Genomic DNA, 22,389 nt, shown 5'->3' on the forward strand with positions numbered 1-22,389 from the left:
CGGCGGATTGGCTGAATGAGAGGGGCCGGTGCTTTTGGACAGCACCGGCCCCTCTCCGCGTTCTCAGTTCCGGTAGAGCCTGATTCGCACCCCGGGGAAGACTCTCTCGAAGCGAGAGACCGGGAAGGAGTGCCCGCCCTGGCCACTCAGGATCACCGAGCGCAGTCCCGGCAGCTTAGGCGCCAAGGCCGAAAGATCCTCGGCTCCGTGCATCGCGTAGACCCGTAGCAACTTGATACTGGGCATTTCGGGCATCAGCTCGATGCAGTGCGGGAATTCCCTGATGATCCATCCGTTCAGATACAGATCGGTGAGTTCGGGTAGTTCAGCGACGGCTTGCCAGTCGGCGGCCGTCAGTTCGTTTTTCAGCGGTCCCAGGCTGAGCGTCTGCAAACCGGCCCAGTGCGGTAGTCCGCGCAGCCCCGTGTTGTCGATGCTGTTGCCGCCCAGGTACAGGAACTCCAACGGTGCGTCGACCGGCAGGGTGTCCGTCAGTTCGGTGCCTGACAGCTCCTGGGTCATGGAGAGGCGGGCGAGTGACCGCAAGGATCGAAGCCCTCTCAACTCGTTGATGCCGTCGCAGGAGAGACCGCGCAGTGGCAGCGCGGACAGGCTCTCCAAGCCCATTGCCGCCGGACACTCGCTCAGCCACAGTTGATCAAGCGAGCTGAAGGGCAGCAGGGCGCCCAGATCGGTGAGGTGTGGATTCTTCTGCAGATCGATCGCCGTCACCGCTTCGGGTACCGGTATGACGGCCAGAATGTCTTCCATCCGATGCGGGCCCTGGAAGGAGAGCCGGGGCCAAGGACGCATCCCGGCCAGGGCCCGGCGCTGTTCGGCCGACTCGCAGGTCAGCAGCAGGTCTGTCGTGTCCAGGTGGTCCAGCACCTCGGCGACGTACTCCTCGGTGGCGAAGCGCCCCCAGGTCCCCACGAGCTGGCTTCGTACGTCGAGGTCCGGATGCTCCCGGAACCGCCGCAGGACCGCCAGCGCCCCCTCCGGTTCCTCGGCGCCCAGGATCGAGGCCGTGACCGTAACGCCCCGGGCCTCCTCGTTCGTCAATGCGCCGGGCCCCGGCAGCAGCTCCAGCACCAGCGGTCCGGCTTCGGCGAGAGCCCGCGCATCCTCCGTTGTGCGCGGTGGGATCAGCGCGGCGGCCCGCGACTCCACCTCCGCCCGGACCATCGGATCAAGAGCCGCCGCATGCTCAAGACAGGCCAGCGCCAGCAAGGTGAGCCGAGGAGTGTCCCGGGCCAGCAGTTGCCGTAGTACCGAGGCCCGTTCACGGGGCCGGGCGTGGGCCACCGCCATGCGGATGACGTCCTCCCACTGGGCGTCGTCGGCGTGGCTGACGAGGACGTCGAGGTGGCCCTCCTCCACGGCGTAGCGCGCGCCCAGGTAGTCCTGGAAGGTGCGGTGGACGAAGTCCAGGACCCCCTCGGCCGGCTGCCGGAGCAGGCCGCTGCGCAGCAGCAGCGTCCGCAGTACCGTCGCCGCGTCACCCTGCCCTGCCGCCGACGCTACCGTGGGCAGTGAGCGCTCCACGATCCCCTCGGCCGTCTCCAGGGCCATCTCGGTACGGCCGCTGAGCACCAGCGCGTAGGCCAGTCGCTGCAACAGCTCCAGTCGGGCCTCTTCGCCCGGCTCCACGCCGTCCACTGCGCTCATGCCTCGCTCCCGGTCGCGGCGGGCGAGGAGCATCGCGAGGGCAGCGTCGTACAACTCCTTCCGTCCGGTGGGAAGATAACCACGACGCTCGCGGTGTAGCGCGCAGATCAGGCCGCACATCAGGGGGTTGGTGGCGAGCCGGGCCAAGTCGCGCTTGGTGCGCAGGGCGTCCAGAAGAGCGGTCTCGTACTCAGCAGCCTGTGCCGCCTTGTGCCAGCGCCGCACGAACGTCCTGACCTCGGAGCGGCGCATCGGAGCAAGTGCCAGTTCCCGGAAGCCCTCCTGGGCCAGCCAGTCGGGGCGTACGGCCGTCGGGCGGGAGGTCACGAGCCAGTGGTTGCCGGGGTAGGCCTGGAGCAGGGCGCGGAGCCAGTCACGGGTGCGGTTGCGGTCGGCGGCCGGAATTTCGTCCAGGCCGTCCACGAGGACCAGGGCGCGGCCTGCCGTCAGGACGCGTTCGGCCCAGCCCTCCGGCGGGGTCAGCGGACAGCTCACCGGCTTGAGGAAGTCGGCAGGGGTCGGGAGCGGGCCGGTGCGGATCAGGGTGCGCAGGGGGAGGACGTAGGGGACGCGGTCGCCGGTCCGGGCCGCGGTGACCGCCAGCCACTGCACCAGGGTCGTCTTCCCGGATCCGGCGTCGCCGCGCAACAGCACGCGGGAGTCGGTGAGCAGCGCCTCCTCGGCGGGCAGCCGGCCTGCCGCCGCGGGTGGCCGCTCGTCCGGGGACATGTCGCGCGACACCTCCTCCGCGGTGGTCGCCTCCAGGCTGAGGTAGGCCACTTCGAGAGGCCAGCGGTCGGGGGAGTCGCGCAGGTCGATGCCGTAGATGGTGATGTGGTTGTGGTGCTCGGCGACGTACGACAGGTAGCGGTGCTCGAAGGCGGTGTCACGGTCACCGGGGCGCGGGGTCCGCGCGATCAGTTCGTCGACCTTGCGGTCCGTCTCGGCCTGCCCCCGGGCCTGTTCGACCAGGGCACGCGGTACGAAGGCCGACCGCCGAGTGAAGAACTCCAGGATGTGCAGGCACGCCGCTTCGGTCGCGGAGTCGAGGAAGAGGCAGGCGTCCGTGGACAGCCCGTCGGCCGCCGGGGCGCCGCGCCGCAGCCGTACGGCCAGCTCCCGCTCGCCCAGGCGGACGGCGTGCACGGCGTCCATGTCCAGGTCGCCGAGGGCGAGGAGGCGACGGGTCAGGGCTTCGGCGACGGCGGCCCGCTCGTCGGGCGGGAAGGGCGACTCGCCCGGCCGCTCCACCGCCTGGCCGACCAGCCGTTCGGCGAGCCGGCGCAGTTCCTTCTCGCGCAGAACGCGCTTCTCACCCGGGAGCGGAACGAGATCCGTCAGCCGTACGGGCTTGTCGACCAGCCCGGCGCCCGGCTGCTGCGAAGGAACCACCTTCTTCGCCAGCGGGCCCATCAGGGCCCCCGCCAGTTTTCCGCCGATGAACGCCGGATCCATCCGCCTCACCCCCGTACGCGTGCGAACGGAGGTGAGGCTACCTGGACTCGCCCGGAAGGGTCAGGACAACTGTCCGTCGTAGTCGGGCAGTTTGAACGTCTTCTCGGCGTGGCCGCCCGAGAGGTCGGTGGCGCTGTTGCCGATGTTCGCGATGATCGTGTAGCCCTTGTTCTCGATGTCGACGCGCTGGGCCGTCTTGTAGGCGGCGACGTCCTTGAACAGGTCGAGCAGGCCGCGGGCGTAGAGCCCGGAGACGTCGTAGCCGTCGTGCTCGAGGTTGTACTCGGTGGCGGCCTTGATGATGCCGGGGCGGGCGGTGACGAAGAAGAGGGAGACGCCGTGCTCCTGGGCGTACTCGGCGACGTTCAGCACGGGCTTGTTGGCCGGGGACGGATAGCTGAAGCCGAAGTCGGTCTCCAGCGTGGTGTTGTCGATGTCGAAGACGATGGCCTGCTTCTCACCCGGCTTGGCGGCGGCGATGCGCTGCTCCAGGTACGGCAGGGCCTGGTCCATCACCGCCTGGCAGTCCTTCTGCCAGGTCGCGTAGTCCACCTTGGCGGCGGTGGTGCTCGTCGTCGCGGCGTCGGCCGGGGCGGCCATCGCGACGAGGGCGGCCGCGGATACGGCGGTCGCGGAAACGCGCAGCGCCCAGGGGCGTGGTCTGCTCATCGGTGGGGGGTCCTCTCACTCCATACGCTGCCGATGTCGTGGGCATGATCGTGCGTGAGGGTGGCGCGAGGGGAACCGTAGGGTTACTGGGGGGTAGGCGTACAGAGGTGTGCGTCACATCCCGCCGTGAATTCCGTCGATGGCCTGCTGGACCACTCGGGACAAGTCCTCTTCGGTGGGGACGAGTCGACGCCCTGCGGGCGAGAGCGTCGAGTAATTGGCCATGGCCAGCGGGTTGTTGCTCGCGTCGAGGGCGAGTTGGACCGCGGCCTTGTTGTGGTGGGCCCCGATCAGGAAGCCGATGGTGCTGTCGTCGCGCTCCGGGTCGCGGACCATCCGGTCGACCACGCTGACGTAGAAGTTGAGCTTGCCGACGTGCTCCGGTCGTACGTCCTTCGTCTTGAGCTCGAAGACGAAGTAGCGATGCAGCTTGAGGTGGTGGAAGAGCAGGTCGATGCGGTATTCCTCGCCGTCGATGAGCACTGGGTACTGGCGGCCGACGAAGGCGAAGCCGACGCCGAGTTCCGTGAGGAAGCGGACCATGTTGGCGACGATCGCCTCTTCGAGTTCGTGCTCGGCGTGGTGTTCGTCAAGGCCCAGGAAGTCGAGACGGTAGGGGTCCCGGGCCAGTTCCTTCAGCACGGCCGATTCGTCGGGGACCGTCACCGCGACATTGGTGGCCGCGGAGCCCTGGGTGCGGTGCAGGCCCTGGTGGATGAAGCGGTCCAGCAGGGCGCGGACCAGCCGTTGCGGACGGCTTCGGTGGCGTAGAAGTCCAGCTCGGAGCGGGTTTCGAGCTTGTCCATGAGGACGGTGACGTGGCCCCACGGCAATTGTGCAGCAGGCTGTTGCACAATTGGCTCCGGCCAGGTTCGGGCCATCTTCTGCATATACATAGATTGCGTCGGGAGAAGCCGCGCTGCCCCGGAAAGGCCGCCTTCAGATCCGCCGCGAGCCGGGCCACCACCTTCGTGCCTCAGCCCTTCTGTTCCTGCCGGGCGAGGATCAGCTTGCCGATCTGCCAGTACATGCGGACCAGTTCGGTGTTCACGGCCCGCTGGGCGCGCAGGCGTGCGCCGGAGACCGTCTCCTTGATCTCGCCCAGGAGATCGCCGTACCAGGACGGGAGCGATCCGAGCTGGGTGGGGACGGTGGCGTTGGACGCCTCAGTGCTGCTGTTCATGACCGTGAGGGTTGCGCAGGTGATCTTCGCGCGCGGGTGAATCCGCTCAGGTCATCCGAACGTGTGAGTTTGGGGCGAGCGCCTGTATGAGGGCGGCCAGGGCGGCGGGAGTCGTCGTGAGGATCGTGTCGGGTTGGTCGCTTTCGCGGAGGTGGATGGGACCGGCGGGGGTGGGGGCGGCGAGGTTCAGGCAGTTGGCCTGGTCGCCGCTGAAGGAGGATTTCTGCCAGTCGAGGACAGTCATGCAGATACTCCCTGAAGGGTGTACAGGATGTGCTGGATGAGACCCAGGGAGTCCCGGGTCGAGTGTTTGACGGGGATGACGGTGGCGTCGACGGCGGGCAGCGCCGCGTTGCCGAGTCGGCTGAACTGGTGGCGGTACTTGGCCACGTCGTCTTCGCCGTGCAGGTAGGCCGACCGTGCCGGGTGCTCCATCAGCACCGTTTCCAGGGCGCCGTGGTGTGACGCGAGGTGGCAGAACGGTGTCGTGAGCGCCGACACCGCCACTGCCGTGAACGGCATGATCTGGATCGTGACGTGTGGGAGCTCCGCGAGCTCGACCAGGCGCAGGAGCTGCTGGCGCATGATGTCCGTGCCACCGAAGCGCATGTGCAGCGCTGCTTCGTGGATGACCGCGTGGACCTGTGGCGGGTTGTCGGCGGTGAGGATGCGCTGGCGTTCGCCGCGGAAGCGGACAGCGGCGTCGATTTCCTCTGCTGTGCTCACAGCGTCGCTCGCCTGGAAGATGGCGCGGGTGTAGCCCGCCACCTGGAAGAGGCCGGGCAGGAACAGTGACTCGTACGAGCGTAGATGGGTCGCTCGTGCTTCGAGTTCGGCCAAGTCCAATGCGGAAGCCGGTAGTTGATGTCTGTATTCGCTCCACCAGCCTTTTCCGGAGGACTCCGCCAGACTCACCAGGGCCTCAACGTAGGTTGAACTAGTGCCCCCATAGGCCTCGCAGAGCGTGCGGATCCGGTCGGCGGAAATCGCGGTACGCCCGTTCTCGACATGAGTGAGGTGTACGCGCCCCATGCCGATGGCGGCCCCGGCGTCCTGCACGGTCAGCCCGCTGAGCTCTCGCAGCCTTTTCAACTCTGCGCCGAGGCGAAGTTGCCGCTCGGTGGGCATAGTTCGCAGTGCCAACGGGCTCTCTCCTTCGCGGGTGGAGGTCAGTTTGCCCCTGAGGGGGCGGCAAGGTCCACTGAGGTTGGACTTCAGGTTGAACAAGTCATCCCTGAGCCGCTACTTTGAGTGTGGCGACGCTCACGCAGAGATGCCGGAAGCCTCGCCGTCGACGTATGCGCACACACCCCGCGTCGCGGAAGCGCACCGCCGGAGGGGCGGCAGAGACACCGCGAGCGGCACTCGTCGACCGGGCTCTTCGACACCCACGTATCAGTACCGCTCCGCGCCTTGGAGGCGTCCGCCGTGCAACGTCCGCTCACCTACACCCTCTTCACCCCTGCCGTCGCCACCTCACCCAAGGTCTGCCGGGACTTCGTCCGGTCCACGCTGCAGACGCTCGGGCTCGGCGACCTCGCCGACACGGCAGCCCTGTGCACCTCCGAGTTGGTGACCAACGTGCACCAGCACGTGCGAGGCGAAGTGCACCTGAGAGCCACCGTCGAAGCGGCGGGAGTTCGTGTTGCCGTGTACGACGGGAGTCACCTGCCGCCCCGTCCGCAGGGGCGGGTCGGCGGCGACGCCGAGTCCGGGCGCGGGCTGCTGCTGGTGGCCTCGCTCGCCGACGGGTTCGGGGTGACCGGGGCCGAGCGGGGCAAAGGCGTCTGGTTCCGGCTCGACGCCGGCGAGCCGCAAGTGCAGCCTCGCCCCTAGGTCAGGACCAGCCAGCGGCGCCCGTCGAGGAGTTCGCGGGCCGCGTCCAGGTGGCCGGCGTGGCACGCGGTCTCGGTGATGACGTGCAGCAGGACGTCGCGCAGGGTGTGCAGGTGCGGTTCGTCGAACAGGTCGTGCGGCCACCAGGCCAGGGGGGCGTCGGCGGGCGTCGTCGCGATGACGGCGTCGGCGAGTCCCGTCTCCTGCCGGTACCGGTCGAGCACGTCGGCGGCCGGTACTTCCGGGGCCACCCGCCAAGCTTCGTCGCCGCTCGTGAGGTCGCGGATCGTCTCCTCGTCCCCGGCGACGACCGCGCGGAACCAGAAGCGCTCGACGTCCAGCGTGAGGTGCTGGACCAGTCCCAGGCAGTGCCATCCGGAGGGCAGTACGGGCTGCCGCAAAGCCTCTGGGGTGAGCCCGTCGAGGATGCCGAGGACGTGGCGCCGCTGTCCGTCCAAGACCCTGAGGAGGGCCGTGATCTCACTGCTGGGAGTTGTCTCGCTCATGCTCGCCTCGTCACTTTCCCGGGACGGATGGGTTGTCACGCCGCTCGGGCCGGGCCGGGTTGGCAGGGCCTGTTGAGCCATACCTTCCTCCTGGGGCGTGAGCAACAGTGCTGTGACCGCCTGCGCCCCCGAAAACTCATCGCGACCTGTTGCGGTGAATCGACTCCGCTTCAGTGCCGGCCCGGCCGTGGTCACGCCCGGCACCCCGCAGAACGGACGGTTCCGCATTCACCCGCAACCAGAGGCGGAAGTCCCCGTACTCATCGGGCAAGGCTGCCTCGGAAGATCCGGTCCAGGTGATGGGCCAGGACTTCGGCGGCCGACTCCGGGCTGCGCTGGCCGACAAGGACGCTGGTGCCGAGTCCCGCGGACATGGCGAGCAGGCTGACGGCTTCCAGGCGCGCGTCCACGCCGGGCTGCATGAGATGGCTTTCTTCTGCTTGCTGGAGGAGCTCGGCGAGGGCGCTCTCGGCGGCATCGGGGTTCGTGATGAAGGGCTGGGCGGCGAGCGCCTTGTCGGTGACGGACAGAACGGCGTACGAGGTGTAGACGAGGTGGAAGGCACGGCTCTCCTCGTCGGTCGGCAACGCCGCCGTCAGCATCGCCTCGATCATCGCGCGCGGACCCGGATCGTGGCCGGCGGCCCGAATCCGGGCTGTGACCCGCTCCCCGAATCTCTCGGCCAGCTGCTGCAGCCCGTAGAGCAGCAGTTTCTCCTTGGTCTCGAAGTAGTACTGCACCAGTCGCAGCGAAATGCCTGCCTCCGCTGCCACATCACGCATGCCCACGGCATGCAGGCCGCGTCGTGCCGCGACCCGAAGGAGCGCCTCGGCGATCTCGGTGCGCCGCTCTGCATGGTCTACGCGCTTGGGCATCGACCGCATCTCCGCTCGCCGTCTCCACCGGTCGGGTTCGTCCCGCCCATCGTGATGATACAGCTGTATCATCAACGTGATACGTTCGTACCACAAAGAATCGACACCCGGAGGTGGGCATGTCCCAGACCGCGACCCGCGCCCAGGCCGATGTCGGCCGCTATGTGAGCGATGCCTGGCGTGACCGCTATTTCGCGGCCTGCGACGCGGTGTACGCGCTGGGAGCTCCCGCTCGCGCTGAATCGGACGTGGAAACTTCCTTCGGTACCACGCACGTCTACGAGTACGGCCCCACGGACCCGGTCGCCCAGTCGCGCACCCCCGTCGTTCTGGTGCACGGAGCAGGCTCCTGCTCTGCCATGTGGTACCCGAACACGCCTGCTTTCAGCGCCGCCCGCCAGGTCTACGCGATCGACACCCCGGGCGATCCCGGCCGCAGTGTCCAGCGTGCACCCATCCACCAACCCGAATGCGCCGCACAGTGGTTGGACGAGACGCTTGCCGGGCTGGGGCTCGAACGCGTGCACCTGGTCGGCACCTCCTATGGCGGATGGCTCGCTCTGAACCAAGCGCATCGCAGGCCCGACCGCCTCGCCTCGGTCACCCTCCTCGACCCCGGCGGCCTGGAGAAAGTGGGTCTGCGCTTCTTCGTGTGGATCTTCGTCAGCCTGTTCGCGACCTTCGCGCCCAAGGCGCTACGCCCACGATTGGCGGCGTGGCTGCAACAGCCGGTCCTCGTCATGCCGGAGCTGCGCAGCATGATCAGGGTGGGCGCTCGCGCTTACCGCATACGCCGTCCCGCCCCACTGCCTCTGTCCGAGGGTGAACTGTCCACCATCCGCACGCCGCTCTACTTGGCGCTCGGCGAGCGAAGCCTCCTCGTGCACCCGCACAGGCAGGTCGAGCGCGTCCCACGCCTGATGCCGAGCGCGCGCGCCGAAATCATCTCCGACACCGGCCACGGACCCCAGATCGACCACGCGGGCGAGATCAACCGCCGCATGCTGAGCTTCATGGACTCCGTCGACTCCGTCGACTGACAGCCTCCTCGATCGGCGGGTTCGAGGAACGGCCCTGGGGCCCTCGGCACGGAGCCGGGCTCTGGCGCGTACGTGACCCCTCTCACTTTCGCTTGCTCGGCGATCTCGGAAGTCAGTGATATGCCGCACAGGCGATATGTCCGTTACTAGGATAGATAGTCGGACATGGGGCTATGGGTAAAGCGTGCTTTCGTCACGCCTCCGACCTGTCAAGAGGCGTGAAAGTTTCGCGGCTCAGTACTACGCGCGGCAGTAATTAGCCCGTTTTGGGATGAATGAACCCTCGGGGTAGCAAGGGATCGCCCACCCGGCGGACGCCAGTCGCGTCGGGTGGATTTCCGTCCCCGACTCCCCGAGGTTTCGATGTCCCAGCGCGTCCCGTTCCGCTTCCCCCGTACCTCCTCGCTGCGCACCCGAGCCGCCGCCCTGGCCGCCGGTGTGGGCGCCTCGGTCGTGCTGGGGGTCGGAGTCGCCAGTGCCGCCGTCCCGCACGCCGCCCCTCATGCCGCGACGGTCGCCGCCGTGAAGCCTGCCGCCAAGGCTGTCGCCTGGGTCGACCCCGTGAAGAACTACACGCTCACCGCGGGCTTCGACCAGGCCGGCTCCCACTGGATGCACCGGCACAGCGGGCAGGACTTCGCCGTGCCGATCGGTACCGACGTCGTCGCCGCGCACGGCGGCACCGTGGTCAAGGCCGGCGGCTGGGGTGCCGGCGACGGGCCCGCCTACGGCAACGCCATCGTCATCAAGCACGCCAACGGGCAGTACTCGCAGTACGCCCACCTCTCGCGGATCGACGTCAGGATCGGCCAGGTCGTCACCACCGGCCAGCACATAGCCAAGTCCGGCAACACCGGCAACACCACCGGCCCGCACCTGCACTTCGAGATCCGTACGACCCCGAACTACGGCTCCGCGATCGACCCGGTCGCCTTCCTGCGAGCCATGGGCGTGAAGGTCTGAGCCGCGCGCTCCGGCACGACTGCCAGGGGGAGCGGAAGCCGCGCCGCTTCACGAGACGCGCCGCCCGAGCGGGGATCGCTCACGATCACCGCCCGGGCGCGCGTCCGAGCGCCGGCCATCGGGAGGGCCCCGTGATCAGTGCTGAGGATGCGGCTGGCCGCGGAACATGGGCCGCCGCCCGGTAGGGGTGCCCGCGGCGAGGCGGCCGGCGTCCATGCGCATCCTGATGGCGTGGAACACCTCGGTCACGCCGAGGACTATGGCCATGATGCCCGCCACCAGGGTCAGCGCACCGATCGAGGTGAACGGGGAGACGATCAGCACGATGCCGGCCAGCATGCCGATGATCCCGCTGAACAGCATCCAGCCCCGCCCCGGCATGTCCGGAGCGGAGGCCGCCGTGGCCGTCACCATGGTGCCGCGCAGCAGCCAGCTGAAGCCGATCCACAGGGCGAGCAGCAGGATCGACTGCAGGGTGCCGCGGAAGCAGACCAGCCCGACCAGGACGCAGAGCGCACCCGTGAGGAAGTGCAGCGCCCGCAGGTGTCCGGGTACGTGGGTGCCGAAGGCGGCGGCCAGCTGGAAGACACCGATGAGCAGCAGGTAGATGCCGAAGAGCACGCCGACGACCCGAAGTGTCTCCGCCGGCCAGGCGAGGACCACGATGCCGAGCGCGATGGCGGCGAGACCCGCGGTGAGCACGAGCTGCCAGCCCATGTTCGCCAAGGCCGTCATGCTTCCGCCGAGGGAGGTGTCTTGTGCCTGCGTGCCGTGCGGAGGTGCGGCGCCGGTCCCTGACGGGGAATCGGAGGGAGACGTCATACCAGCTCACCCTTCCGGTAGCGATGTGGGTGAATCGGTTCTTCTCCATCTTCACCCCGTTCGGCCCGGCCTCGCCTGGCGAGCCCGCCCCGGGTGCGGGACAAGCTAGGCCCCCGCCTCCCGGGCCCCCATGTGCGCCTGGGTGACCAGGTCCACGGCGACCTCGAGAACCGCCTCGCGCCTCTTGTCGGGGTCGCCCTCGACGTCCTGCATGATGAACATGCCCGCGTGCAGCGTGAACAGGGCGCTGACGCAGCGGACCTGGTCGACGAGCGGCGCGTCGGGGTCGATGATGATGTCGCGCAGGCCGCGCATGCGGTCCTTGAAGGTGTCGCCGATGCGCAGTTCGCGCACCGTCGCCTGGTTCTCCTGCATGAAGCGGAAGAGCGGTTCGGCGCTGGCCAGGGCCTGGCTGTAGCGCCGTACGATCTCCTGCTTGGTCTCCAGCGTGTGCGGCTGCTCGGCGCCCCACTCGATCAGTTCCAGGATCGGCTGCGTCAGATCCTCGAAGAGGCTGACGATGATCTCTTCCTTGGTCTTGAAGTGGTAGTAGAGCGCTGCCTTGGTCACGTCCAGGTGCTCGGCGATCTCGCGCAGTGATGTCTTCTCGTAGCCCTGCTCGGCGAAGAGTTCGAGGGCCACGTCCTGGATGCGCTGGCGGGTGTTGCCGCGGCGCGGTTGCTTGGTGCCGTCCATGGTGACGCCCATCCTCGTACTCCTCGTACTCCCTCGGAAACTTACTTGACGCCCGGCTAGTGAAATCGCTACCTTGCAGTGTAGTGAAAACTAGCCGGGCGGCAAGTAAGCGGCCCGCGGGGAGTGGGGACGATGGCGGACACGCAGAGCGCGCCAGTCGCGGAGAGCGTCGAAGCGCGGAGCAAGGAAACAGAAGGCAAGAAGCCCAGGAGTGTGCGGGTCGTCCTGCTCGCTCTGATGATCGCGATGATGCTCGCGATGCTCGACAACATGATCGTGGGCACGGCGATGCCGACGATCGTGGGCGAACTGGGCGGTCTGGAACACCTGTCCTGGGTGGTGACGGGTTACACACTGGCGACCGCCGCGGCGACCCCGATCTGGGGCAAGCTCGGCGACATGTACGGCCGGAAGGCCACCTTCCTCGCCTCGATCGTGATCTTCCTGATCGGGTCCGCGCTCAGCGGCATGGCGCAGAACATGGGTGAGCTCATCGGGTTCCGGGCCGTTCAGGGACTCGGGGCCGGCGGTCTGATGGTCGGTGTCATGGCGATCATCGGCGACCTGATCCCGCCCCGGGAGCGCGGCAAGTACACGGGCATGATGGCCGGTGTCATGGCGCTCGCGATGATCGGCGGTCCGTTGGTCGGCGGGACCATCACCGACAACTGGGGCTGGCGCTGGTCCTTCTACATCAACCTGCCGCTCGGCGTGGTCGCGCTGGCGCTGGTCAGTGCCGTACTGCACCTGCCGAAGAAGCGGGCGAAGGCGCGCATCGACTACCTGGGTGTCACGCTGCTGACCGTCGGCATCACCTCGATCGTGCTGGTCACCACCTGGGGCGGCACGGAGTACGCGTGGACCTCCGCCAGGATCATGGAGCTGATCGGCATCGGTGTCGCCGCACTGGTCGGGTTCGCGTTCTGGCAGACCCGGGCCGCCGAGCCGGTCGTACCGCTGCACATCTTCCGCAGCCGCAACTTCACCCTGATGTCGGTCATCGGCTTCATCACCGGCTTCGTGATGTTCGGCGCCACGCTCTTCCTGCCGCTGTACCAGCAGTCCGTGCAGGGCGCGTCCGCCACCAACTCCGGGCTGCTGCTCCTGCCGATGCTCGGCGCGATGCTGGTGACCTCGATGGTCGCCGGCCGGGTCACCACCAACACCGGGCGCTACAAGGTCTTCCCGATCGCCGGCGGCGCGCTGATGATCGTCGGCCTGTATCTGCTGTCGACGATGGACACGGGCACCTCCCGGCTGACCTCCGGGGTGTTCATGGCCGTCCTCGGCCTCGGCATGGGCTGCCTGATGCAGATCACCATGCTGGTCGCGCAGAACAGCGTGGAGATGAAGGACATGGGCGTGGCGTCCTCGTCCACCACCCTGTTCCGTACGCTCGGTTCCTCCTTCGGCGTCGCCATCATGGGCGCGCTGTTCAACAACCGGGTCCAGGACGTCATGTCGGAGCGGGCCGGGGCGCTGGGCTCCAAGGTGACCGAGCAGTCCGCCCAGCTCGACGCGGCCAGCCTGGCGAAGCTGCCGGCCGTGGCGCGCGAGGCGTACCAGCACGCGGTGTCCTCGGGCACGCACTCGGCGTTCCTGCTGGGCGCGATCGTCGCCGTGGTCGTGCTGGTGGCGGCCGTCTTCGTCAAGGAGGTCCCGCTCCGGGGCGGCCCGCAGAAGCCGGAAGCCGAACCGGCTGTGTGACCCTGCCGTGCAGGAGCGAAGGCCCCCGGATGGTGTCCGCCCCGGGGGCCTTCGCCATGTGCCGCGCCTGCCGGGCCGGCCGAGGAGCGGGCCGGCCGGTCGCAGGGCCGCTGGTTCCCGTGCCGGTACACGTCCTTCCGGGTCAACTCCGGTCGATAGGTTGTCGATCCATGGACCGACGGCCACTCAAGCTCATAGTCGATGTCTCACTCATGCTGGTCGGCACCATGCTGGGCATCGCGACGAACTACGCGACCGGCGAGTCGGGTCATGCCCCGCTGGTTCTGCGCCTGTTGCGGCAGTGGTCGGTGCCGCTGATCGGCGTCGCCCTGGTGCTGCTCGTGGCCGGGCAGGTCCTGTTGCACCACCTCGACCGGCCGGTGCCCCTGGTGCGCGGAGCGTGGGACTCCGAACAACCGCCCTTCCCGGGGCTCGAATCGTTCACGGAGGACGACGCGGCCGTCTTCTTCGGCCGCGACCGGGAGATCGCCGAGCTGGTCGGACGACTGCACCCGGTGGTGCCGGACCGGGCGCAGCGGTTCGTGACGGTGGTCGGTCCGTCGGGCAGCGGCAAGTCGTCCCTGGTACGGGCCGGGCTGCTGCCCGCGCTCGCGCGCAGGCGCGGGCGGTGGGCGGTGGCGGCCCCGTTCTCGCCCGGCGCGGACCCGGTCCGTGCCCTGGAGGGGCGCTTGCGCCGACTTCCCGACGACCGGCCCGCGTTGGTCGTCGTCGACCAGTTGGAGGAGCTCTTCACCCTGGCCGGGCCCGAGGAACGGAGGGCGTTCCTCACCGCTGTACGAGACGCCCTGCGCGGCGACCCGCGGCTGTGGTTCGTGGCCACCTTGCGCTCGGACTTCCTCACCCAGTTCCTGGACTCCGGTTTCGCCGAGCTGGTGCGCGAGCCGGCTCTGGTCGGCGCGCTCGGCCGGGACGAGCTGTACGAGGTCATCGAGAAGCCCGCCGAGCAGGCCGGACTGACCTTCGCCCCGGGCCTCGTGGCCCGGATGGTCGACGACTGCGGAGGCGGCGACGCGCTTCCGCTGCTCGCGTACACCCTGCAGGAGCTGTACCTGCGCGCCGGAGGGGCGGGTGGGACGGTGAGCGACGAGATGTACCGCGCGCTGGGCGGCGTCGCCGGCGCACTGTCCGACCGGGCCGACCGGATCGCCGCCGAACTCGCCGACGCACCCGTGATCTCCGCCCTGTTGCGGTTCGTCACCGTCGACCGGAACGAGGCCACCCGCCGCAGTGTGCGCCGCGCCGACCTCACCGCGCAGGAGCGGGAGGTCGCCGACGCCTTCGTCGCCGGACGCCTCCTCACCAGCGACGGTGGTGTGCTGAGCGTCGCCCACGAGGCGCTGTTCCGTCAGTGGGCGCCCCTGCGCCGGGCGGTCGCCGCCCACCTGGAGGAGCTGCGCCGCCGCACGGAGCTGGAACGCTGGGCACAGGACTGGGAGCACGCGGGACGGCCGGACTCCTACCTGCTCGCCGGAGAGCGGCTGGCCGCCGCCCGCACATGGCGGGCGGAGGACGGCAGGGACCCGCTGATCGCCGCGTTCGTGGACCGGTCGGTCCGGGCGGACCGGGCGACGATGGAACGCGTGGCGGACGCGGTGGCCGTGCGGGTCCTCGAGAGCGTCGACCGGGAGCCGGAACCCGCGGTGCCGGCCGCGCTGGCGGCGGTCGAGGAGTGCGCGCCCACACCGGGCGCGATCCAGGCGCTGCACACGGCCCTGGGCGCGTCACGGATGCGGGCGGTGCTGCGTGGCTTCGAACGCGGCGCGTCCGGGGTGGCCTGGTCCCCGGACGGGCGGCGACTGGCCGCCTCCAGCGACGACGGGACCGTACGGGTGTGGTCTCCGGACAGTGACGACCGGCCGGTCGTGCTCGCCGGGGAGGGCGCCTGGATGCTCGGGGTGGCCTGGTCTCCCGGCGGGCGCCTGCTCGCGGCCGGGTGCAGGGACACCACCGTCCGCGTCTGGTCCACCGACACCTGGGCCGAACGGGCGGTCCTGCGCCATGCGGCGGCGGCCGGCGACCGGGAGGAGGGGGTCGGCGCGGTGGCCTGGTCGCCCGACGGCAGCCGCCTGGCCTCGGGTGGCAGCGACCGCGCGGTACGGATCTGGGACGCCGCTTCCTTCACCGAGACGGCCGTGCTGCGCGGGCACGAGCGCATGGTGTGGAGCGTGACGTGGTCCCCGGACGGGGCACGCCTGGCCGGCGGCGGGGAGGACGGCACGGTACGGGTCTGGGACGTGGCCGCCGGATCCGTCGTCCGGACGCTCACCGGCCACCGGGGCAACATCGAGTCCGTCCGGTGGTCGCCGGACGGCAGCCGGCTCGCATCGGCCTCCGGTGACCGGACGGTGCTCCTCTGGAACACCGGCAGCTGGGAGGCGGAGCGGACGCTGCGGGGCCCGGACGTCATCAACTCCCTGGCCTGGTCGCCGGACGGCACCCGCCTCGCCGGGGGCGACGCGGACCGTACGGTCTGCGTCTGGAGCCTCGGCGGCACCGGGGGCGAGCTCCGGCTCACCGGCCACACCGACACCGTCTACGGCATCTCCTGGTCGCCCGACGGCGAGCGGCTGGCAACGGCCTCCCGTGACCGGACCGTGGCCGTGTGGGACGTCACCGAGCGGACGGACCTCTTCGGCGGCCACGACGACTCGGTCGTGAACGTCGCCTGGTCACCCGACGGGAGGCTCATCGCCTCCGCCTCCCGGGACGGCACCGTGCGCGTCCGGGACGTCGCCACCGGCCGTACGACGGGCGGCCGGCAGGTGCACGAGACGTCCGACGTGGACTGGTCGCCCGACGGCACCCGCCTGGTCGCCGCTCTGCGGGACGGCGCGGCCTTCGTATGGCGGGCGGACGGCGGTGACGACGGGATGTTCCTGACCGGGCACGGCGGGGAACTGTCCGACGTGGCCTGGTCCCCCGACGGCACCCGTGTGGCCACCGCCTCCCGCGACGGCACGGCCCGCATCTGGGAAGCGGCCACCGGTGCCACCGTCCATGTCCTGCGCGGCCACCAGGACTGGGTCGGCGGTGTGGCCTGGTCCCCGGACGGTCACCGGCTCGCCACGGCGAGCACCGATCGCACCGCCGTCGTCTGGGACGCCGCCGACGGCACGGTCGTCGCCACCCTGCGCGGCCACGAGGACTACGTCTGGAAGGCCGACTGGTCGCCCGACGGCCGCCGTCTCGTCACCTGCTCCCGTGACCGGACGATCCGCCTGTGGAACCCCGCCGACGGCACCGGACTCGCCGTCATGACCGGGCACGAGGACAGGGTCCAGGGCGTGGCCTGGTCGCCGGACGGAACGCGCGTGGCGTCCGTGTCCCGGGACCGGACGGTGCGGCTCTGGGACCCGGACACCGCCGCCCAGGTCGCCGTCCTCGGCGTCCACGCCGACTGGGTGAACGGCCTCGCCTGGCACCCCGACGGCACACGGCTGGCCACCGCTTCCCGCGACCGGACCGTACGTGTCTGGACGCTGGCGGATCACGACGTCGACGGCTTGCTGCGCCGGGCCCGGAAGCGGGTCTTGCGCGAACTCGGTCCGGACGAGCGGCGCGCCTTCCTGCTGCCGGACCGGGCACCGGCCTGAGCCGCCCGGCGCACGGGCCGCGCCGTCAGCGGCCCGTCGCCAGGTTCACCCCGCCCGTGACGTCCAGGACCACGCCGGTCACGAAGGTGTTGGTGGCCAGCAGGTGGATGGCCCGGGCGACGTCCTCGGGGCGGCCGACCCGGCCCACCGGGGACGTGGCCGCGACCCCCTCGAAGACGGCCCTGCGCTGTTCGGCCGGTGCGGCGTCCCACCAGGGCGTGTCGACGACGCCCGGCGAGACCGCGTTGACCCGGAGCGGGGCCAGCTCCACGGCGAGCGGCGGGACCATCGCCTCCAGGGCGCCGTTGATCGCGGCGAGGCCGGCGGTGCCGGGCATCGCGGCCCGCGCGGAGGCGGCGGTCACCAGGGTCGCCGAGCCGTCGGTGCGCAGCCGGGGCAGGGCCGCCTGCAGGACGCGCAGGTGCGGCCAGAACTTGCCGTCGAAGCCCGCGGCCAGGTCCGCCAGGTCGAGTTCGGCGAAGGGGCCGCCGCCCTTGGCGCCGCTGAGGGCGAGGACCAGGTGGTCGACGGGTCCGGACTGGTCGAAGAAGGCGTCCACGGCGGTCCGGTCGGCCGCGTCCAGGCGGTACGCCGATGTCTTGCCGCCGATGCGGGACGCGGCCGCGTCGAGCCGCTGCCGGTCGCGGCCGGTGATGACCACCTCCGCGCCGTCCGCCGCGAAGGCCGCGGCCGCCGCCTCGCCGATGCCCGAGCTGCCGCCCATGACGACGACGCGCCGACCGGCCAGGGCGGGGGAGTTGACGTGGTTCGGAGTGCTCATGAGTGGCTTCTCTCCTGCGATTCACCGGGCCTCGACCCCTTGCCGAGAACGTCGGTCTCGTCAAGGGATTTCGGGGGCCGGAGGAACCGTCGGAGAGGATGAGTCCCGTGGACACCAGAGAACCTCGCCCGCACACCGGGCGCCGCCGCAACGAAGCCGTCCGCCGGGCGATCCTCGAGGCCGCCCTGGACCTGCTCTCCGACGCCGACGGCGCCCCGGTGACGGTGGACACCATCGCCCGGGCGGCCGGGGTCGGAAAGCAGACGCTCTACCGCTGGTGGCCCTCCAAGGGCGCCGTCCTGCTGGACGCGCTCACCGAATACGCCGCCCAGGAACTGCCCACACCGGACACCGGCAGCCTGCGTGAGGACCTACGGGCCCTGGCGGCGGCCACCTTCGAGGCGTCCCAGCGCGCCCCCTCGGCGCCGGCCCTGCGCACCCTCGTCACCGAGGCCGCCCGTGACGCCCACCTGGCCCAGCTGCTGCGGGACTTCACCGAGGGCCGCCGGGCCGTGCTCGGTGAGATCCTCCGGCGCGGACACGAACGCGGCGAGTTGCCCGCCGACCGGGACGTCGATCTCCTGGTCGACCAGTTCTACGGCTTCTTCTGGTACCGCTTCCTCCTCGGCCACGCCCCCCTGGACGCGGCCACCGCCGAGCGGATCACCGACTCCCTGCTGCGGTGAACGCCCGCGGCGGCGGGCCCGGCCGGGGGGATGCCGTGGCTGGGCGGGGATCACCGGCTTCCCGCGGGGTGACGGCCTGCGGAGGTGCGCCGGGCCGCGTCTCGGGGTGCGCCGGGCCGCGTCTCGGGGTGCGCCGGGCCGCGTCTCGGGGTGCGCCGCGCCGCGTCCCGGGGTGCGCCGCGCCGCGTCTCGGGGTGCGCCCGAAGTCCCGGTGCGGCGGCGGACCGGGCGGGCGGGGCGCTCGGGCGTGGCCGCCCGGTCGGGCCCGCCCGGCGAGCGGTCGTATCGGGGCCCGGACCATCGGCCCCGCGCGGTGAGCGCCCGCGACACGGCCGCCGGCTACGGAAGCATCGGGTAGCTTCCGGTGGCCGTCGGCGCGTGTTCCGGGAGCCACAGGACCGCCACCGCCCCCTCCGCCGGAACATGGTCCGGGGCGCCCGCGGGGCGGATGTTGCGGAAGGTCAGCCGGGCACCCAGCACCCGGGCCTGCCCGGCCGCGATGGTCAGGCCGAGCCCGTGGCCCTGCCCGGCGCGGTCCTCGCTGCCGGTGCGGAACCGGCTCGGGCCCTCGGCGAGCAGTTCCTCGGGGAAGCCGGGCCCGTGGTCGCGGACCCGGATGACCCGGCCCTCCACGCTCACCTCGACGGGCGGTCTGCCGTGCCGGGCGGCGTTGGCGAGCAGGTTGAACAGGACCCGCTCCAGGCGCCGGGGGTCGGTGGTGACCTCCGACTCGTGCACCACGCGCACCGCGATGCCCGGGTCCTTGGCCGCCACCCGCCGGGTCACGAACTCGCCCAGCACGATGTCCTGCAGCTCCGCCCGCTCCGAGGCACTGTCGAGCCGGGCCACCTCCAGTACGTCCTCGACGAGCGTGCGCATGGCCTTGGCACGGTCCAGGACCAGCTCGGTGGGCCGGCCCGGGGGCAGCAGTTCCGCCGCCGTCAGCAGCCCGGTCACCGGGGTGCGCAGCTCGTGCGCGATGTCGGCGGTGACCCGGCGCTCGGCCTCCAGCCGCTGCTGCAGCGCGTCCGCCATGGCGTCCACCGCCCGCGCGAGGTCGTCGGTCTCGTCCCGGACGACCCCGCCGATGGCGTCCCGCACCCGTACGTCGGGTTCGCCCTGGGCGACCTGGTTCGCCGCGGCGGCCGCCTTGCGCAGCCGGCCGGAGAGCTGCCCGCCGATGAGCACGCCGAGCGCGCTGCCGCCGAGCACCACCGCGATGGAGCCGATGACCAGGGCCTGGTCGAGGTCCTTCATCACGTCGGTGCTGCGGTCGGTGAAGTGGGAGTGCAGGGACAGCACATGCCCGTCCTTCATCGGCACGGCCGCCCAGATGTCCGGCGCGCTGCCGCCGCGCTCCGTCACGTACGTGGCCCGGCGGCCCTCCTCGACCTTCTCCCGCAGCGCCGACGGCAGCTTCGGGTCGTCGATCGAGGCGCCGGGGAAGTTCGTGTGCCGGTTCAGGACGTAGTTCCGCTCGGGGATCTGCAGCCGGTCCAGGGCCAGGTCGCGCGCGTTGTCCAGCATCGAGACCCGGGCCGCGTTGTGCACGACCAGGCTGAGCGCGATCGCCACCAGCGCGCCGACCAGCGCGATCGCCGCGCTGAGCTTCCATCTGAGCCCCGTGCGCAGATCCGCACGTCCCACGCGCCCCTTGACCCGGCGCTCGATGTACCCCCGCATACCGCCCCGCTCAGGCCTTCAACTTGTAGCCGAACCCGCGGACCGTCTCGATCCGGTCCTGGCCGATCTTCGTGCGCAGCCGCTGCACATGGACGTCGACGACCCGGGTGTCCCCGCCCCAGCCGTAGTCCCACACCCGTTCCAGCAGCTTGTCCCGCGAGAGCACGGTCCCCGGCGCGGAGGAGAACTCGAGCAGCAGCCGCATCTCGGTCGGCGTGAGCGCCACCGGCTGCCCGGCCCGGCGCACCTCCATGCCCCCGGTGTCCACCTCCAGCTCGCCGAAGGTCAGCACCCCGCCGTCCACCGGGGAGCCGGCACCGTCCCCCCGGTCCCCGCCGCTCGCGTGCCCGAAGCGGCGCAGCACCGCGCGGATCCGGGCGACGAGGACCGCGCCGTCGAACGGCTTGGTCACGTAGTCGTCGGCGCCCGCCTCCAGCCCCAGCACGACGTCGATGGAGTCGGCGCGCGCCGACAGCATGATCACCGGAACGGTCGACTCGTCCCGGATGCGCCGGCACAGGCTCACCCCGTCCAGGCCCGGGACCATCACGTCGAGCAGCGCGATGTCGGGCCGGTTCGCCCGGAACGACTCCAGGCCCGACAGCCCGTCCGGCATGGCGGTCACCGCGAAGCCGTCCCGCTCCAGGGCGAGCTGCGTGGCCTCGCGGATGACGTCGTCGTCCTCGACGAACAGGACGTGGGTCTGGTCTGCCATCCCGGTGCTCTCAGTCCTCGTGTGAATGTTGTTCTCTCGAACAGGTGACGCACGGCCCGGCCGACCGGTTCACTCAGTTGCCCGGCCCCGGCGTCGCGTCGCCGCCGACCGCGTTCCCGTAGTCGGTGTGGTGGAAGTCCTCCTGCACGAAGCGTCCCGCGGTCCAGCTGTAGGTGATCACGGTCTCGCCGGAAGGGTTCGACACCGGGTCGTTTCTTTCGTACACCTGCTTCGTCACCATCAGGTCGCCGCGGTCGATCTCCGCGTACACCGGGGACTCCTCGGCCTTGAACACGTTCTCGTACCGGCCGCTGTGCGCACGGTACACATACGCCCCCACGCCCACGGCGTCCCCGCAGGTCAGCACGTTGACGACGACGTCGTCGCCGCTGCCGCCGGTCACGTTGCCATAGGTCACGTCGACCGGGTAGTGGCCGCCGGAGCACGGTTTGAGGTCCCGTTTGACCGTGGCCGAGACCTGCGGATCGTCCTTGACGAGCGCGACCGCGTCCACCCGACGGTAGGTGTCCGAAGGACTGGGCGCGGGGGAGGCGGCGAGACCCGTCACCGAGTCGGAGTGCGCCGGGCCCTCGTCCCGGGCGCCGGTACCACCGGTGGCACAGCCGGCGGCGAAAAGGCCGAGGGCGGTGATCACGGCCGCCGCCGTGATCACCGCCTGCAAGCTCAGTCGGGCCCGACTGGACCCGGCCCCGGTCAGGCCGCGCAACGCTCCCGCTCCTCACGCTCCAGCGCGCGTGCGTCCAGATCGCGGGCCTCCAGCTCCTCGCGGAGCCGGGCGAGCGCCCGGTGCAGCGTGCTCTTGACCGTTCCGGCCGACATGCCGAGGGCCGCGGCGGTCTCCTCCGTGGACATCTGCTCCCAGTGTCGCAGCACGACGACGCTGCGCTGCTTCGGAGCGAGCACCTTCATGATGTCCATCAGCAGGGCCCGGTCGGCGTGCTGCTCGGTGGAGTCCTCCACGGACGCGTCCGGCAGCTGCTCGGTGGGGACCTCCTCCAGCTTCCGCGCCCGCCACCACTCGGTCCGCGTGTTGATCATCACCCGGCGCAGATAGGCGTCCGCGAGCCGCTTGTCCGCGATGCCCTCCCAGCGGCCGTACGTCCGTACCAGCGCGGTCTGCAGCAGGTCCTGGGCGTCGACCGGGTCGGGCACCAGCCGGCGGGCGCTGCGCAGCAGCGCGTCCTGCCGGGTGCGGACGTACTCCTCGAACTCGAGCACCTCGCCCTGCGCCATGATCGACCGCCTTCCGTTCCCCGTTTTTTTTCCGACTCGTGCCTGTCGTCCCCGTGGTCTGCCGGGCACAGCAAAGAAGCTACGGAGCTGTTGTCACGGGGCTGTGCTCGGCAGCCTGCGGGTAGCACTCGGCTGTCCGTCGGTTGTGTAACGGAAATGAGTTCGGGGTAAAGAGGGGGGCCGGATTGCCTTGCTATAGGGCGATTTGACGGCCGGGAGCGGTCGTGACGAAGCCC

At 70.5% G+C, this 22,389-nt stretch carries 22 protein-coding genes; 6 read left to right on the plus strand and 16 right to left on the minus strand.

Annotated features, from left to right (window positions below):
* Window positions 1–63: 63 nt before the first annotated feature.
* From ACWC21_RS35565 to ACWC21_RS35595, 7 genes are all read right to left on the minus strand, one after another.
* A complete protein-coding gene (locus ACWC21_RS35565) occupies window positions 64–3,123 on the minus strand; it encodes an NACHT domain-containing protein (RefSeq protein ID WP_450888080.1) in 3,060 nt (1,019 codons plus the stop codon).
* Between the two features lie 60 nt (window positions 3,124–3,183).
* Window positions 3,184–3,792 (minus strand): HAD family acid phosphatase, encoded by a 609-nt coding sequence (locus tag ACWC21_RS35570; RefSeq protein ID WP_450888082.1) that lies wholly within the window; start codon window positions 3,790–3,792, stop codon window positions 3,184–3,186.
* Window positions 3,793–3,906: 114 nt separating this feature from the next.
* Window positions 3,907–4,458, minus strand: a complete 552-nt coding sequence (locus ACWC21_RS35575) for a PDDEXK nuclease domain-containing protein (RefSeq protein ID WP_450888084.1) — start codon at window positions 4,456–4,458, stop codon at window positions 3,907–3,909.
* Complete coding sequence (locus tag ACWC21_RS35580; protein ID WP_450888086.1) at window positions 4,455–4,688, minus strand: DUF1016 N-terminal domain-containing protein; 234 nt, start codon at window positions 4,686–4,688, stop codon at window positions 4,455–4,457. Before ACWC21_RS35580 ends, ACWC21_RS35575 begins: the two co-directional genes overlap by 4 nt.
* Before the next feature lie 80 nt (window positions 4,689–4,768).
* The gene (locus ACWC21_RS35585) at window positions 4,769–4,975 is read right to left on the minus strand and encodes a DUF1016 N-terminal domain-containing protein (RefSeq protein ID WP_450888088.1); all 207 of its coding nucleotides are present in this window, start codon (window positions 4,973–4,975) and stop codon (window positions 4,769–4,771) included.
* Window positions 4,976–5,021: 46 nt separating this feature from the next.
* The gene (locus ACWC21_RS35590) at window positions 5,022–5,219 is read right to left on the minus strand and encodes a DUF397 domain-containing protein (RefSeq protein ID WP_450888090.1); all 198 of its coding nucleotides are present in this window, start codon (window positions 5,217–5,219) and stop codon (window positions 5,022–5,024) included.
* On the minus strand, window positions 5,216–6,118 hold the full coding sequence (locus tag ACWC21_RS35595) for a helix-turn-helix domain-containing protein (protein ID WP_450888092.1): 903 nt from the start codon (window positions 6,116–6,118) through the stop codon (window positions 5,216–5,218). Before ACWC21_RS35595 ends, ACWC21_RS35590 begins: the two co-directional genes overlap by 4 nt.
* Before the next feature lie 285 nt (window positions 6,119–6,403).
* Between ACWC21_RS35595 and ACWC21_RS35600 the strand changes: the two genes are divergently transcribed.
* Complete coding sequence (locus ACWC21_RS35600; RefSeq protein ID WP_450888094.1) at window positions 6,404–6,811, plus strand: ATP-binding protein; 408 nt, start codon at window positions 6,404–6,406, stop codon at window positions 6,809–6,811.
* Here ACWC21_RS35600 and ACWC21_RS35605 read toward each other — a convergent pair.
* Both ACWC21_RS35605 and ACWC21_RS35610 read right to left on the minus strand, forming a co-directional pair.
* Complete coding sequence (locus tag ACWC21_RS35605; protein ID WP_450888096.1) at window positions 6,808–7,317, minus strand: DinB family protein; 510 nt, start codon at window positions 7,315–7,317, stop codon at window positions 6,808–6,810. The genes ACWC21_RS35600 and ACWC21_RS35605 overlap by 4 nt on opposite strands.
* Window positions 7,318–7,577: 260 nt before the next feature.
* Window positions 7,578–8,192, minus strand: a complete 615-nt coding sequence (locus ACWC21_RS35610) for a TetR/AcrR family transcriptional regulator (protein ID WP_450888098.1) — start codon at window positions 8,190–8,192, stop codon at window positions 7,578–7,580.
* Window positions 8,193–8,311: 119 nt separating this feature from the next.
* Here ACWC21_RS35610 and ACWC21_RS35615 point away from each other — a divergent pair, with 119 nt between their 5' ends.
* Together ACWC21_RS35615 and ACWC21_RS35620 are read left to right on the plus strand one after the other, a co-directional pair.
* The gene (locus ACWC21_RS35615) at window positions 8,312–9,232 is read left to right on the plus strand and encodes an alpha/beta fold hydrolase (RefSeq protein WP_450888100.1); all 921 of its coding nucleotides are present in this window, start codon (window positions 8,312–8,314) and stop codon (window positions 9,230–9,232) included.
* 363 nt (window positions 9,233–9,595) lie between these two features.
* Window positions 9,596–10,195, plus strand: coding sequence for a M23 family metallopeptidase (locus ACWC21_RS35620; protein WP_450888102.1), 600 nt, complete (start codon window positions 9,596–9,598; stop codon window positions 10,193–10,195).
* A 135-nt stretch (window positions 10,196–10,330) separates the two neighbouring features.
* Here ACWC21_RS35620 and ACWC21_RS35625 read toward each other — a convergent pair whose 3' ends face one another.
* A complete protein-coding gene (locus ACWC21_RS35625; RefSeq protein ID WP_450888104.1) occupies window positions 10,331–11,017 on the minus strand; it encodes an HdeD family acid-resistance protein in 687 nt (228 codons plus the stop codon).
* 105 nt (window positions 11,018–11,122) lie between these two features.
* Window positions 11,123–11,725 (minus strand): TetR/AcrR family transcriptional regulator, encoded by a 603-nt coding sequence (locus ACWC21_RS35630; protein WP_450888106.1) that lies wholly within the window; start codon window positions 11,723–11,725, stop codon window positions 11,123–11,125.
* A 120-nt stretch (window positions 11,726–11,845) separates the two neighbouring features.
* On the opposite strand from ACWC21_RS35630, the gene ACWC21_RS35635 reads away from it, so the two are divergent.
* Together ACWC21_RS35635 and ACWC21_RS35640 are read left to right on the plus strand one after the other, a co-directional pair.
* Window positions 11,846–13,420 (plus strand): MDR family MFS transporter, encoded by a 1,575-nt coding sequence (locus ACWC21_RS35635; RefSeq protein ID WP_450888108.1) that lies wholly within the window; start codon window positions 11,846–11,848, stop codon window positions 13,418–13,420.
* Between the two features lie 170 nt (window positions 13,421–13,590).
* Window positions 13,591–17,034, plus strand: a complete 3,444-nt coding sequence (locus ACWC21_RS35640; protein ID WP_450888110.1) for an nSTAND1 domain-containing NTPase — start codon at window positions 13,591–13,593, stop codon at window positions 17,032–17,034.
* A 25-nt stretch (window positions 17,035–17,059) separates the two neighbouring features.
* Here the strand turns inward: ACWC21_RS35640 and ACWC21_RS35645 are convergent, their stop codons facing one another.
* Entirely contained in the window at window positions 17,060–17,815 is a 756-nt protein-coding gene (locus ACWC21_RS35645; protein WP_450888112.1) for an SDR family oxidoreductase, read from the minus strand.
* A gap of 98 nt (window positions 17,816–17,913) precedes the next feature.
* On the opposite strand from ACWC21_RS35645, the gene ACWC21_RS35650 reads away from it, so the two are divergent.
* Window positions 17,914–18,501: a TetR/AcrR family transcriptional regulator gene (locus ACWC21_RS35650; protein WP_450888114.1), complete on the plus strand. Its 588-nt coding sequence runs from the start codon at window positions 17,914–17,916 to the stop codon at window positions 18,499–18,501.
* Between the two features lie 339 nt (window positions 18,502–18,840).
* Here ACWC21_RS35650 and cseC read toward each other — a convergent pair whose 3' ends face one another.
* From cseC to ACWC21_RS35670, 4 genes are all read right to left on the minus strand, one after another.
* The gene (gene cseC / locus ACWC21_RS35655; protein WP_450888115.1) at window positions 18,841–20,184 is read right to left on the minus strand and encodes a two-component system sensor histidine kinase CseC; all 1,344 of its coding nucleotides are present in this window, start codon (window positions 20,182–20,184) and stop codon (window positions 18,841–18,843) included.
* Between the two features lie 10 nt (window positions 20,185–20,194).
* The gene (cseB, locus tag ACWC21_RS35660; protein ID WP_450888117.1) at window positions 20,195–20,899 is read right to left on the minus strand and encodes a two-component system response regulator CseB; all 705 of its coding nucleotides are present in this window, start codon (window positions 20,897–20,899) and stop codon (window positions 20,195–20,197) included.
* Between the two features lie 73 nt (window positions 20,900–20,972).
* The gene (locus tag ACWC21_RS35665) at window positions 20,973–21,626 is read right to left on the minus strand and encodes a hypothetical protein (protein WP_450888119.1); all 654 of its coding nucleotides are present in this window, start codon (window positions 21,624–21,626) and stop codon (window positions 20,973–20,975) included.
* On the minus strand, window positions 21,614–22,153 hold the full coding sequence (locus ACWC21_RS35670; RefSeq protein WP_030177423.1) for a SigE family RNA polymerase sigma factor: 540 nt from the start codon (window positions 22,151–22,153) through the stop codon (window positions 21,614–21,616). Before ACWC21_RS35670 ends, ACWC21_RS35665 begins: the two co-directional genes overlap by 13 nt.
* Between the last annotated feature and the right edge of the window lie 236 nt (window positions 22,154–22,389).

The sequence above is a fragment of the Streptomyces sp. NPDC001348 genome (genome assembly GCF_053597535.1).